11 protein-coding genes and 1 pseudogene are annotated in these 12,315 nt (G+C 68.0%); 5 read left to right on the top strand and 7 right to left on the bottom strand.

Annotated features, from left to right (window positions below):
- Positions 1–13: 13 nt before the first annotated feature.
- Positions 14–1,810, top strand: a complete 1,797-nt coding sequence (locus HALKA_RS0105000; RefSeq protein WP_018256948.1) for a twin-arginine translocase subunit TatC — start codon at positions 14–16, stop codon at positions 1,808–1,810.
- Here HALKA_RS0105000 and HALKA_RS0105005 read toward each other — a convergent pair.
- A complete protein-coding gene (locus tag HALKA_RS0105005) occupies positions 1,807–2,787 on the bottom strand; it encodes a sensor histidine kinase (RefSeq protein WP_018256949.1) in 981 nt (326 codons plus the stop codon). The two genes, HALKA_RS0105000 and HALKA_RS0105005, sit on opposite strands and share 4 nt — an antisense overlap.
- A gap of 171 nt (positions 2,788–2,958) precedes the next feature.
- Positions 2,959–3,828 (bottom strand): ATP-dependent sacrificial sulfur transferase LarE, encoded by an 870-nt coding sequence (gene larE / locus HALKA_RS0105010; RefSeq protein WP_018256950.1) that lies wholly within the window; start codon positions 3,826–3,828, stop codon positions 2,959–2,961.
- Positions 3,829–4,026: 198 nt separating this feature from the next.
- Between larE and HALKA_RS0105015 the strand changes: the two genes are divergently transcribed.
- On the top strand, positions 4,027–4,776 hold the full coding sequence (locus tag HALKA_RS0105015; protein ID WP_018256951.1) for a ribonuclease H-like domain-containing protein: 750 nt from the start codon (positions 4,027–4,029) through the stop codon (positions 4,774–4,776).
- A 155-nt stretch (positions 4,777–4,931) separates the two neighbouring features.
- On the opposite strand, the gene HALKA_RS0105020 is transcribed toward HALKA_RS0105015, so the two are convergent.
- Complete coding sequence (locus HALKA_RS0105020; RefSeq protein WP_018256952.1) at positions 4,932–5,567, bottom strand: rhomboid family intramembrane serine protease; 636 nt, start codon at positions 5,565–5,567, stop codon at positions 4,932–4,934.
- Positions 5,568–5,641: 74 nt separating this feature from the next.
- Positions 5,642–6,769 carry an ORC1-type DNA replication protein gene (locus HALKA_RS0105025; protein ID WP_018256953.1) on the bottom strand — a complete coding sequence of 376 codons (1,128 nt, stop codon included), beginning with the start codon at positions 6,767–6,769 and terminating at the stop codon, positions 5,642–5,644.
- A 132-nt stretch (positions 6,770–6,901) separates the two neighbouring features.
- On the opposite strand from HALKA_RS0105025, the gene HALKA_RS19110 reads away from it, so the two are divergent.
- Together HALKA_RS19110 and HALKA_RS21580 are read left to right on the top strand one after the other, a co-directional pair.
- On the top strand, positions 6,902–7,237 hold the full coding sequence (locus HALKA_RS19110) for a DUF8059 family membrane protein (protein ID WP_018256954.1): 336 nt from the start codon (positions 6,902–6,904) through the stop codon (positions 7,235–7,237).
- Positions 7,234–7,398, top strand: coding sequence for a DUF8059 family membrane protein (locus tag HALKA_RS21580; RefSeq protein ID WP_018256955.1), 165 nt, complete (start codon positions 7,234–7,236; stop codon positions 7,396–7,398). Before HALKA_RS19110 ends, HALKA_RS21580 begins: the two co-directional genes overlap by 4 nt.
- A gap of 70 nt (positions 7,399–7,468) precedes the next feature.
- On the opposite strand, the gene HALKA_RS0105035 is transcribed toward HALKA_RS21580, so the two are convergent.
- Together HALKA_RS0105035 and HALKA_RS0105040 are read right to left on the bottom strand one after the other, a co-directional pair.
- A complete protein-coding gene (locus HALKA_RS0105035) occupies positions 7,469–7,885 on the bottom strand; it encodes a plastocyanin/azurin family copper-binding protein (RefSeq protein ID WP_018256956.1) in 417 nt (138 codons plus the stop codon).
- Between the two features lie 37 nt (positions 7,886–7,922).
- Entirely contained in the window at positions 7,923–9,989 is a 2,067-nt protein-coding gene (locus tag HALKA_RS0105040; RefSeq protein ID WP_018256957.1) for a helix-hairpin-helix domain-containing protein, read from the bottom strand.
- 256 nt (positions 9,990–10,245) lie between these two features.
- On the opposite strand from HALKA_RS0105040, the gene HALKA_RS0105050 reads away from it, so the two are divergent.
- Entirely contained in the window at positions 10,246–11,790 is a 1,545-nt protein-coding gene (locus HALKA_RS0105050; protein WP_018256959.1) for a glutamate-cysteine ligase family protein, read from the top strand.
- Here HALKA_RS0105050 and HALKA_RS19115 read toward each other — a convergent pair.
- Positions 11,774–12,257 (bottom strand): annotated as a pseudogene (locus tag HALKA_RS19115) (SLOG cluster 4 domain-containing protein). The gene HALKA_RS0105050 and the pseudogene HALKA_RS19115 overlap by 17 nt on opposite strands.
- Between the last annotated feature and the right edge of the window lie 58 nt (positions 12,258–12,315).

Genomic DNA, 12,315 nt, shown 5'->3' on the forward strand with positions numbered 1-12,315 from the left:
AAGGGGGCCACAGATGGGCGACCGCGACGGCGACGACGAGCGAGCCAGCGAGGAGCCGGGCGACTCCCACTCGGAGGAGTCCCCGGCCGACGAGCAGCAGGTACCCTCGTCGACCGCCGTCGACGCGAAAGCCGACGACGCGTCCGACGCGACGGAGGACTCGGTGGAGGACTCGGCGGACGACCCGGAAGACGAAGACGGAGCCCCCGACTCGGACGACGATCCACAGGAGTGGTGGAAAGACCACGACCCAGAGAACGAAGTCGACGAGTCCGGCGACGACGAGGAGCTGTCGCCGGCCGCCCGCCGAGATCAGACGCAGGCACGCGGCGACGCCCGCCGGGCCGACGAGGCCGACGATTCGTCGGACGCCGACGATTCCGAGGACAGTGGGGCGGACGCAGACGACTCGTCGGACGCCGACGACGGTGATGCCGACGACTCGGAGGAGCCAAAACAGGTCCACGCTCCCGGACCGACGCCGAAGGGGGGCGGTACTGCCGCCAGTGCGACGGCGCGGCCGACGCGCGATCGTGAACCGCCGTCGCCGCCGGACGACGTCGGGCAGTCGACGGCTCCCGACGACGAGGAGATGCCCCTGACCGAACACGTCGAGGAGATGGCGTTGCGGTTCCTGGCGGTCGGACTCGTCATGTTCGGCGTCGCCGGGATCGTCGTGTTCTACGCCAACGACCTGATCAACTTCCTGTGGTACTCGTTCCTGGGCGACGCGGCGCTCTGTCCCGGCCCGGACTGCGGCGTCAAGCCCCGCGTCTACCACCCGCTCTCGCTGGTGCTCGCGCGCCTGAAGGTGTCGACGCTGGTCGGGCTGATCATCGCGCTCCCGGTCGGCGTCTACCAGACCTATCGGTTCATGCGCCCCGGCCTCTACCCTCGCGAGCGACGCTACTACCTCGCGGCCGTGCCCACGAGCCTCGTACTGGCCGTCGTCGGCGTCGGATTCGCGTACTTCGCCGTGCTTCCCTCGCTCTTTGCTTACTTCACCGAGTACAGCGAACAGGCGGCGACGACGGCGTTCGGACTGACCGAGACGTTCAACCTCATGGTCCTGATGCTCGGGTTCTTCGCGCTGGTCTTCCAGATCCCGCTGCTGGTGATGCTGGCGATCATGATGGGCGTGACGACTCGCCAGTGGCTCGAAGACCGCCGGCTGTACTTCTGGGGTGGCTTCGCCGCCGTCGCCTTCCTCTTTAGCCCGGACCCGACCGGGATGGCACCGCTGATCGTCGCGGTGACGATGATCGTCCTGTTCGAGGGGACGCTGACCCTGCTTCGCTGGACCGGCACCGGGTCACCGATCCCGACGGCCGAGGAGGCCGCCGACCGCCGGCCGGCCGCCTACCTCGCCGCGGCGCTGGGCGGGTACGTCGCCAGCAGCGGCCCGATCCCGCCGGGCTACTACGACGCGCTGCCACAGGTCGTGATCGACCAACTCGCGAGTTCGGGTGGGCCGATCGCGACCCCGGCGATCATCGCGGGCGCGCTGATCGCGCTGTTCGAGATCGGAGCCTTCCTGCTCCGGCGCTACGGCCGCTCGCGGCGGGCGCTCAAGGCACGGCTCGCGGTCGAAGACGCCCGGATTCCCGTCTGGCTCGGTGCGGTCGTCGTCGGCTACTTCGGGAGCCCGACGCCGACGCTCGTCACCGCCGCTCGCGATCTGGCCCTGTCGCCGACGCGGGCGGCGCTGGTCGGTGTCGGACTGGTGGTCCTGTACGAACTGTTCGTCGCCGTGCTTCGCTGGCGTGAGGGCGACGACGACGCCCAGACGCCGACGACGGACGAGGCCTAGGCGTCTTCGAGCGACGAGATTCCGGACACTTCGAACCGCGTCCCGGACGATTCTCCCGCCGACTGCTGATCCGTGACCGCGATCGACCAGCCGTGTGCGTCGACGATCTCGGCGACGATCGCCAGCCCGAAGCCTGTCCCCTCGTCGCTCGTCGTGTACCCCCGCTCGAAGATCCGGTCGCGATCGGCCGGGCCGATCCCGTCGCCGTCGTCTGCGACGTAGAAGCCGTCGCCCTCGGGGAGGAGCCCGACCGTGACGGTCACGTCGTCTGCGGCGTGGTCGACGGCGTTGACGAAGAGATTCGAGAGCAACCGGTCGAGCCGTCCGGGCGTGGTGGTGAGAGTCGCGTCGGCACGGACCCGAAGTCGTGCCCCGCCGGTGTCGATGCCCCGCCAGGCGTCTTCACACACAGACGCTAGCGACACCCGCTGGGGCTCGTCGACGGTGTCGCCCTGTCGCGCCAGGGTCAGGAGGTCGTCGATCAGGCGTTGCATCCGCTCGTGAGCGTCTGCGAGCCGATCGAGGTGGGACTCGTCGCCGGTCTCTCTGTACAGTTCGAGCTGCGTGATCGCGAGCTGGATCGGCGTCTGGAGGTCGTGTGAGATGCTGCTGGTGAGCGTGTCGAGCCGCTCGCTCTGGCGTCGCAGTTCTCCACGGCCGTCGACCGCTTCGGGACTGCCGTCGACGAGCGCGTCGACGTGGTCGGCGAGCGCCGCCGTGGGATCTCCGTCGACGGCGACGCGCTCGTCGACGACGCCGTCCGGGAGGTCGCTGGTCTCGGCGGCCAGCACCGTCACTGGGGCGTCTGCCAGGCGTGTCGCGTCTACTTCGCCGACGGGATCGACGACCACGACGGACGTACGGGGGTCGTCGAGAACGCGTTCGTCGGGTGTCTCCACTGCGAGCACCGACCCGGTGACGGCACGCTCGAAGGCGAGACCTCGCTCCTGTGGACCGACGTAGACGACCGGGGGCATATCCTGTCCGAGGTGACGCCGGTGTTAAATGATTGGTGTTTTAATCTCGTATTTCTCTTGTAGGAAATATAAACATCTCGGCGGGGCCGTCTCACACTGTCGGCTGTATCTATCTGTGACCGGTTTCGCCGTCTCGGGGTGAACCTCGTCACGAAGTGACGACTACCGCTCTCACTCCCCGGTCGGGTACTCCGTCGAGAACACGTCTTCGACGACGGCGTCGTCCTCGGGCTCGTCGTCGGGACTCACGCTCCCGGTCTGGTAGCCGTGGAGATCCAGCGTCACGTGGTCGAAGCCGAGATCAGCGACGTGGTCGCGGGCGGCCCGGACGAAGTCGAGATCCAGCGCCACGTCGAGTTCGTCGTCGCCGACCTCGATGCGAGCGAGCCCGTCGTGGTCGCGCACGCGGAACTGCTCGAAACCCCACGTCCGCAGGAGCTGCTCGGCCTTTTCGACGCGAGAGAGCCGGTCCTCGGTCACTTCCAGTCCCGTGGGGATACGGGAGGAGAGACAGGCCATCGAGGGCTTGTCGGCAACGGACAGGTCGTACTCGCGAGCGATCTCGCGGACCTCTTCTTTGGTGATGTCGTGTTCCAGCAGCGGCGAGTAGGCGTTCAGTTCCTCGACGGCCCGGAGGCCGGGACGGTGTCCCTCGCCCGGGTCCGAGGCGTTGGTGCCGTCACAGACCACGTCGATGCCCAGCCGGCGGGCCTCGTCGTACATCGCCGAGAGGCGCATCGAACGGCAGTGATAGCACCGTTCGTCGTCGTTGGCGACGAACGCCTCGCTGTCGAGTTCGCTGAACTCGACGATCTCGTGGCGGATGCCGATCTCGTCGGCGACGCGGTTGGCGTCGACAAGCTCGGCTTCGGGGAGCGTCTCGCTCTTTGCGGTACAGGCGACGGCGTCGTCGCCCAGCGCGTCGTGGGCGAGTGCAGCGACGACGCTGGAGTCGACGCCACCCGAGAAGGCGATCAGGACGCCCTCTCGGTCGGCCAGATCGGCCCGTGCGGCGTCGAGCTTGGTCTCGACGGCAGTCATGCACTGTCGTTCGGTGCGGACGGGCAAAAGCCCGTTGCGTTAGCCGTTCACAGGGTCGATCGCTGACACGATCGAAGGCGGCTCCGCCGACGCTTCGGTGGGACCCTCACGGCGGCGGGTGAGACGCTCGCCTCGGTCGCCGGGACGCCGACCGACCGGACCGACTCATTTATGAGCGACCACACCGCCTAGGGGAGCGTGCGCGTCGAGAACAGTTTCATCGGGGTCCGCGGTGTCGGCGAGCAGACCGAACGCACTCTGTGGGAGTCCGGAATCACCCACTGGGACGACTTCGAGCCGAGCGCCGTCGGACAGAAGACCGGCGAACGCATCGAGACGTTCATCGACGAGGGTCGGGGGCGACTGGCCGACGACGACGTGGCGTACTTCGACGAGCAGTTCCCCTCTGGGGAGCAGTGGCGTGTCTACGAGACCTTCGCCGACCGGGCCTGTTTCTTCGACATCGAGACCACCGGGTTAGACCAGCACCGCAATCAGGTGACGACGGTGAGTTTCCACCGGGACGGCGACACCGAGACGCTCGTGGCCGGCGACGACCTGACTGCCGAGGCGCTGTCTGCGACGGTCGGCGACGCCGACCTGCTGGTGACGTTCAACGGCAAGCGCTTCGACGTGCCCTTCCTCGAAGCCAACTTCGACGTGGATCTGGACCTGCCCCACCTCGACCTGCTGTACACCTGCAAGCAACTGGGCCTCAGCGGCGGGCTCAAACAGATCGAGCGGGACATCGGCATCGAGCGTGACCGACCCGACATCTCCGGCGAGGACGCCGTCCGCCTGTGGAGAGAACACGAGCGCGGCGAGGACGGATCGTTGGAGACGCTGATCAGCTACAACCGCGAGGACGCCGTCAACCTCCGGACGCTGGCCGACCGGGTGACGACCCGCCTCGACGAGCGAGTGTTCGTCGACCCGGCCAGCCAGTAGCGCCACCCCCTCTATTTCGAGTGCAGCACCCATCGACACAAATCGAGTGCCATCTGTCTCTGCGGGGATGGTGGACTTGTCCAGTCGACGCCCTCTCGTACCTGACTCACAGGCGTCTCATACTGTGGCTGTACTCCGTACAACAGCCGGCAGTATCACGCTGGCTCTGGCTGGGCTCTCTTCTGGCGCGGGCGCAACACGTGGACGCGGCCGGCTACCAGCCCCAGCAACAGACCGGTGAAGTGCGCGACGAGCGCGACCTGTGGCCGGGCCGTGGCCAGCGTGACGACGACCGCGATCGCCGCGAAGGCCGCCAGTTGCAGTCGCGGGCTGAGCTGAATCGTACCGACGACGCGATCCGTGAGTCGGTTGCTGGTCAGCAGGTACCCAGCCAGTGCGAAGATCGCCCCGCTCCCGCCCAGTACGCTCACCTGGCCCGCGCCGCCAAGCACCGCGCCCACCAGCGGCGCGAGCCACACCTCGGCGAGCCCCGAGAGCGCCCCCGTCACCACGAAGAAGGCGTGAAAGCGGGCCGGCGTCGTCTGGCGTTCCAGCAAGATTCCGACGACCGCCAGCGCGACCGCGTTCGCGACCAGGTGCGAGACGCCGCTGTGGGCGTAGACGCTCGTCACGACCGTCCACGGGTCGTGGGTCACCGGCGTCGTCAGCACGAACAGCGACTGCATCGCGGCGCGGCCAGCGACCAGCGACACGAGTTCCTGACAGAGAAACACCGCGAGGAACGCGGCCAGGGTCATCATCGTCGGACTCCCCAGAAGTCGTCGTCGCATTACAGTTCGTACGGACTGTTGGCACAAAAAATCGCGGTCTGGTCGGGGGTCGTCCCAGACGTACAGCCGCGGTATCAGAGCCGTTCGAGGACGGCCTCGGGATCGTACTGCAGGGTGAGTTCCCGCGAGCGCCCGCGGCCGTCGACGTTGGTGTAGGTGGCCTCGATGACGCCCAGCTGGTCGAGCTTGTTGATGATCTCGGAGTAGCGGGTGTAGCCCAGGTCGGTCTGGTCGTTGAAGGCGTCGTAGATCTCGCCGGCTCGCTGGCCGTCGTGTTGGGCGATCACCTCCGCGAGTGCGGCCTCCGACTCCGACAGCTCCCGCAGGCGTCGCGAGAGGTGGACGTACTTGGACTTGTCGTAGGCGTCTTCCACGTCCTCGCGCTCGACGGTGCGGGACGCTCGCATCTCCGCGTTCATCCCCGCTCGCCGGAGCAGGTCGATTCCCACACGGAGGTCCCCGCCCTGCTTGGCGGTGAGTTCGGCCACGCGGTCGAGCACCGTCGTGTCGACGACGCCGTCGTGGAACCCCCGGTCGGCCCGCTCTCGCAGGATGCCGACGATCTCGGGCTCGTCGTACCTGTTGAAGTAGATCTCTTCTGGCCGGAAGACGCTCTGGACGCGCGTATCGAGCGCGTCGATCACGTCTAGATCGAGGTCCGAGGAGATGCAGATGACGCCGATCTTGGCCCCAGAGTGAGCCTCGTGGGCGCGCAACAGCGAGTACAGCGTGTCGCTGGCTTCGGACTCGTAGAAGAGGTAGTTCACGTCGTCGAGTGCCACCACCAGCACCTCCTCGCGCTCGACGAGGCGGTCGGTGATCTGGGAGAACAGCTTCTTGAACGAGAGGCCCGAGGAGGGAGGTTCGTAGTCGAAGATCTCGGCGAACAGTCGCGAGAAGACGGCGTAGCGCGTCGAATCGACCTGACAGTTGACCCGCACCGCCTGCACGTCGGTCTGGGCGGTGAGTTCGTCGAAGAGGATCTGGGTCGCCGTCGTCTTGCCGGTGCCGGGCGGTCCGCGAGCGATGACGTTCAGCGGGCGAGAGCCACGCACGGCGGGCCTGAGCGCGTACTTCAGGTTCTCCATCTGGCTCTCTCGGTGTTCGAACGTCTGGGGGACGTAGTCGATCTCGAAGACGTGTTCGTCCCGAAAGACCGACTCGTCCCAGGAGAGCATCCCCTCCTCCGGGTCGTCGCTCATCACTCTCACCGCGGTCCGCGCGCCACTTAACGATTCCCCAGGGTGGCGAAACTGTAACTGCGGCGCTCCTCCCGGTATATTTTGGGGCGGTAGCCAACAGTTATCTTCGACCGTGTTGGTTACCATCCCGAAATGACTCGGCTACTCAAGATGTCGGGCTTTCTCGGCCTGGCGGCGATGATGTTGGTGGGACTGTATCAGGCAACACTCGTAGCGGGCGGGTCGGCCGCGCCGGGATGGATGGTCGGCGGGCATGCCCACCTGGGCGTGCTCTCGATCTTGGCGATCGTCGTCGGTTTCACCGTCGACGTGCTCGGACTGACCGGACGACTCCGACAGGCCGTTTCCGGCCTGTTCGTCGTCGATCAGTGGGGCGTCTCTCTGATACAGACGGTTGTAGGCGTTTACCCAGTCGACCGCACGACGGCGTGCGATCGATCTGGTAAAGACCTACAACTTTCCGTATGACGGTGTGGGTCGTGGTGCTCGTCGAGTTCCCGCCGCTGCACGCCACGACCTTCCTCTGGGGGTCGGCACTGATCGTCTCGATGCTCCTGATGGCCTGGCAGACGGCGACCACCGACGCGACCTTCGACGTGTCGGGGACCGCCGCGCCGGCCGACGACTGACGACGGCCGTTTTCGCGGTCGGTCGACGACTCGCAGACTGTGTGTATGAGGAGATAGTCGTGTCGCCGCGCTACTCCTCGACGACGACCGTCCCGACCATTCCGTTGGCGACGTGGGGCGTGCAGATGTAGTCGTACGTGCCCGGAACCTCGAAGGTGTGCTCGAAAGTCTCGCCTTCCCGGAGGGTCTCGTAGCTGTTGCCCGCCTCGTAGCTGGCGAACGGGTCGGCACCCTCGGGAAGCGAGGCGCTGTCCCACCCGTCGGGCCGACAGCTGACGTTGTGGTTCGGGCTCTGGAACCGCCAGGTGACCGTCGTGCCCGCCGAGACGGTCAGCGGGTCGGGCTGGAAGACGTACCTGCCGTTCGGGCCGACCAGCACCTCGTCGTCGCCGGGCGTGGCCGTTTCCGAGTCGCCGCTGCTGGCACAGCCGGCCAGAGCGCCGGTCGCGGTCACGCCGGTCACGCGGAGGAACGTGCGTCGTCGCATTGTCGAACCACAGTGACGGAGGACCAAAGAGGATTCGCTACTCGAACTTCCCGAGTAAGTCGCCGTAAAAGTCGCTCTCGGCGTCGTCTGCCAGCTTCTCGACGATCAGCTCCGGCGTCGACCGGGCGAGCTGGCCCTTCACGGGCGAGCGATTGACCCGGAGTTCGCCGTCGACCAGTCCCTCGGCCTGAATGCCGTCGACGGTGAGATCGGCGTCGGCGGCGTCGGTGATGTCGCCCGCGAGGTGAGAGACGAACACGCCCGTCGCGTCGCGCTCTGCCAGCGCTTCGAGGATGCCGGCGACGATCGTCGCCGCCGCGCCGGGTTCCGTGATCGACTCCAGCTCGTCGACCAGCACCATCACGCGGTCGGCGCGAGTGGCTTCCGGACTCTCGTCGACGCCCGCTACCAGCGCGCCGAAATCGCGCAGCGTCGCCTCGAAGGCCCCCGCGTCCAGCGTCCCCTGGGTCTTGGCGTGGTAGTGGAGTTCTCGCACCCGGCCGATGCGGGCGGATTCCGCGGGGACGGGCAGGCCCATGTGGGCAAGCGTCGTCACCAGCGCCACCAGGTCCAGCGTCGAGGTCTTCCCGCCGCTGTTGACCCCCGACAGTAGCGCCACGCCGTCGACGCGGTAGTCGACCGGCTCGACGGCTTCGAAGGGCACGTCCAGCAGCGGCGAGCGCCCGCCCTCGATGGCGAAGCCGGGATCGTCCGCGCCGTCTCGGGACTCGCTTCCGTCCGACCGCTCCGAGGTGCTCCGCCCCTCGGGCTCTACCCCGCCGACCACGGGCATCGTACAGTCGAAGTCGGCGGCGAACCGGGCGATCGCGAGCTCGACGTCCAGTTCGAGCGCGGTCTCGACGAGGCTCTCGGCGGCCCCGCGCATCTCGGCGAGGTCGTCGGCCAGCTCTCGTTTCAGTCGCGTGGCGCGCTGGTCCCGTGCGGCGGTCAGCTCCTCGCGCAGGCGCGAGACGGCCTCCTCGTTGTGTTCGACGGGGTAGGTCGGGTCGTCGGGGAAGGCCCGCCGTGCGACCGCCTCGGTGTCTGTCAGCCCCAGCGTCTCGATCAGGCGGTCGCGAGCCTTCGAGATGGCGGCATCGTACTCGTCGGCCAGCTCTCTGGAGAGCAGCGAGTCCACCCCGGCCCCTCGCTCGACGAGCGAGAGCAGGTCCGTCCCCTCGATGGTCACGTCTCGCTCTTCGATGGCCGCCCGGAGGTGGTCGTTGGCGGCGGATTCGGCCGTCGAGACCGCCGCATCGAGATCGTCGACGGCGACGGTCAGGCGATCGAGTTCGTCGTCGCCCCGCACGCTGCCGTCTTCGGCGAGCCGGTCCAGCGCGCTCTCCAGGGCGTCCAGATCACAGGGGGAATCGAGGTCGGCCACGCGGTGTACCGCGACGGCCGCCCGGATTCGGTCCCGGTTGCGCGTGAAAAACGCCAGCGGGCGCTCGGGGACCACGTCGGCCGGGTTCTCCAGTGCGTCGGGCTGGACGCGCACGTCGCCCTCCACGTCGAGGCCGGCGAAGGACTCGTCGAGGGCGACGACAGTCGCGTAGCTGCGACCCAGCTCTGCGAGCTGTCTGGCGTCGTCGACCACCTCGACGGTGACCTCCGGGATCACCGCCTGTGCCTCGGCGTAGCGCTCGGCGTCGGTCGTCGCCAGACACCGGTCTCGGACGCGCACGTCGCTCGGGTCGGCGAGCGGTTCGACGCCCGTCAGGGCTTCGAGGACGGCGTCGTCCGGCTCTCGCTCCATCGCCGCTCGGGCTCGCTCCCGGACGCCCTCGATGCGTTCGGGGACGCGGCTGGGATAGATCGTCTCCAGGCGCTTCCGGGCGTAGTCGGTGACGGTCCGGTCCTGTATCAGTCCCAGCGCATCGCGGTAAATCTCGCGTGCGCGACTGGTCGCGGCCCACCCGCCGGGGTCGTCGTGTTCGTCTCGGATGGCCGCTCGCGCGATCCGGGCGGCCCGTCCCTCGCTGATCCCCGGGGCCTGGGCCAGCGTCGCCACGTCGCCCTCGCGCAGCGCCCGCTCGGGGTCGTCGAGTTCGGCCAGTGCCGCCGCCGTCTTCTCCCCAACGCCGGAGACCGATTCGAGCTCCATCTACCCGATTGCTGCACCCCGGCGGAAAAAAGTCTCCCGCTCGTCGCGATCCCAACGGATTTGCCGACAGCGGTCGACCGAGCGGACATGACGGAGTATCTCGTCGCCACGTCGTCCGTCCACGTCACGGCCGCTGCCGCCGACTACCTCCGGGAGCGCCTCGATCCGGCGACCGACGAGGTCGTCGTCCCGCTGCCCGAACGCTGAGGGATGTCGGGACGCCCCTTTTAACACTGGGGACGGAGAAGGCGCTTGCATGTCCGCCTCGGAACTGGCCCAACGAGTGCGAGAGGCGCTGTCGGTCGACGGCGACGAGTTCGAGGCTCGCGCCGCCGAAGAGGCTGAGTGGCTCAAAACGGAGGTCCGCGACGGCACCTTCGACAACACCGAAGCGATCGTCGGACTGGAGCTGGAGCTGTATGCCGTCGACGACCGGACCGACGCCCTCCAGCGCGTGCCCAGAAACCTCCTGGAGCTGATCGGCTTCGAGAAGGAGCTGGGGCTGCACAACGCCGAGATGCAGACCAGTCCCCAACCGCTCAACGAACACGGACTGGAGGCCCAGCTCGCGGAGCTGCGGGCCAACCTCGCGCCCGCGCTCGAACAGACGCACACGGAGAACATCCAGCTGGTCTCCGACGGGATGTGGACGGTCCCGCCCAACGGCGAGACCGCGAGTGGCTACCTCTGTGACTCCGTCGAGGAGCAGGGGATCCGCATCGCGACCAACATGTCCGCCGCGGTGCGCTACCACGCGATGGCGAACACGGACTACCCCTCCGGGATGGCTCTGGACGCGCCCAACGTCTCGCTGCAGGCCGACACCGTGATGCCCGAGAGCCTCATCACTTCGATTCAGCCCCACTACCAGATCCCGCACGCGCCGGATCTCCCGGAGTACTTCCGGTACGCGCTGCGAATCGCCGGCCCGCTGGTCGCGCTGGGCGTCAACTCGCCGTTCTTCCCGCCGGAGCTCTACGACGACGTGCCCGACAGCCAGATCCTCGACGAGGCCCACATGGAACACCGGATCGGGGTCTTCGAGTCCGTGCTGAATCCGCGGGAGGGCGAACGGGCGAGCCGCGATGGTGCCGGGGCCGACGCCGACCCGAAAGTCTGCTTTCCGCGGGACTTCGAGACCGTCGAGGCCGCCATCGACGACGTGGTCGCCGACACGACGATCGTCCCCATGGCGGCCTCCACGGGCGAGCGCTTCGACGACGCCTTCGCACACCTTCGACACAAACACGGCTCGTACTGGCGGTGGGTTCGGCCGGTGTTCGACGGCCCGACGCGGTCGGCCGCCAACGCCCGCATCGAGTTTCGGCCCCTGCCCGGGCAACCGACCGTCAGCGACGCCGTCGCCTTCCAGGCCGTGTTTGCCGGCCTGATGAAGAGCCTCCTCCGGCTGGAACACCCCGTGCGCTCGCTGGAGTGGGAGGCGGCCGAGGCGAACTTCTACGGGGCCGCTCGCGACGGGCTGCGGGCCGACTTCGAGTGGATCACCGCCGACGGCACCGAGACCAGCGCCGTCGACGAGATCTACGGCGAGCTGTTCGAACTCGCCCGCGAGGGACTGGAGGGTCGCGGGCTCTCGACGGAGCAGGCCCTCGGGTACATCCAGCCGCTCAAGGAGCGCGTCGACCGGCGGCTCACTCCCGCCCGCTGGAAACACGAACAGGTCCAGACGGCCGTCGACGAGGGCGTCCCGCTGGCGGAGGCGATCTGGGGGATGCAGTCGCGCTACGTCGACCGCCAGTCCGAGACCCTGCTTGACGGGAGCTTCACCGACTGGCTATAGCCGAGGCCACGTAGTCGACGGCGGCCTCGGGGGTCGCGACGTGTTCGATCCCGTCGAGGCTCTCGATCCGGTGTGTTCCCAGCCCCGCGATGGGGCGGTCGAAGACGTGGCCGTACCCCAGCTCCGAGAGCGTCCCGCCACCGCCGTCGATCGCGATCACCGCGTCGCCGTTCATCACGACGGCCGCGTTGCGTGCGTGGCCCAGCCCCGTCGCGATCGCCGTATCAACGTACTCGTTGGCCGCCGCTCGGCGCTCGCCCGGCAGAATACCGATCGTGTGACCGCCAGCGCCGGGGCTCGCCGTCGACTCGCGCCCGTCCCGTGCGCCCCGACACACTGCCTCCATCACGCCACCCAGTCCACCGCAGACGACCGCGTGGCCTCATTCGGCGACCCACTCACCCACTCGCCGGGCCAGTTCGTCCTCCTCGCTCGATACCGGAACCGCCGATCACAGACACGCGCAGACCCGACGGTCGGGCGGGCTCACACTTCAGCACCGGCTCCGGTCTCGTTCAGAAATGG

The sequence above is a fragment of the Halomicrobium katesii DSM 19301 genome, assembly GCF_000379085.1.
GTDB classification, from domain to species: Archaea; Halobacteriota; Halobacteria; order Halobacteriales; family Haloarculaceae; genus Halomicrobium; species Halomicrobium katesii.

Excerpts from the sequence above, each read along its gene's own strand:
- HALKA_RS0105000 (WP_018256948.1), top strand. The coding sequence starts at position 14 with ATGGGCGACCGCGACGGCGACGACGAGCGAGCCAGCGAGGAGCCGGGC.
- HALKA_RS0105005 (WP_018256949.1), bottom strand. The coding sequence starts at position 2,787 with ATGCCCCCGGTCGTCTACGTCGGTCCACAGGAGCGAGGTCTCGCCTTC.
- larE (WP_018256950.1), bottom strand. The coding sequence starts at position 3,828 with ATGACTGCCGTCGAGACCAAGCTCGACGCCGCACGGGCCGATCTGGCC.
- HALKA_RS0105020 (WP_018256952.1), bottom strand. The coding sequence starts at position 5,567 with ATGCGACGACGACTTCTGGGGAGTCCGACGATGATGACCCTGGCCGCG.
- HALKA_RS0105025 (WP_018256953.1), bottom strand. The coding sequence starts at position 6,769 with ATGAGCGACGACCCGGAGGAGGGGATGCTCTCCTGGGACGAGTCGGTC.
- HALKA_RS19110 (WP_018256954.1), top strand. The coding sequence starts at position 6,902 with ATGACTCGGCTACTCAAGATGTCGGGCTTTCTCGGCCTGGCGGCGATG.
- HALKA_RS21580 (WP_018256955.1), top strand. The coding sequence starts at position 7,234 with ATGACGGTGTGGGTCGTGGTGCTCGTCGAGTTCCCGCCGCTGCACGCC.
- HALKA_RS0105035 (WP_018256956.1), bottom strand. The coding sequence starts at position 7,885 with ATGCGACGACGCACGTTCCTCCGCGTGACCGGCGTGACCGCGACCGGC.
- HALKA_RS0105040 (WP_018256957.1), bottom strand. The coding sequence starts at position 9,989 with ATGGAGCTCGAATCGGTCTCCGGCGTTGGGGAGAAGACGGCGGCGGCA.
- HALKA_RS0105050 (WP_018256959.1), top strand. The coding sequence starts at position 10,246 with ATGTCCGCCTCGGAACTGGCCCAACGAGTGCGAGAGGCGCTGTCGGTC.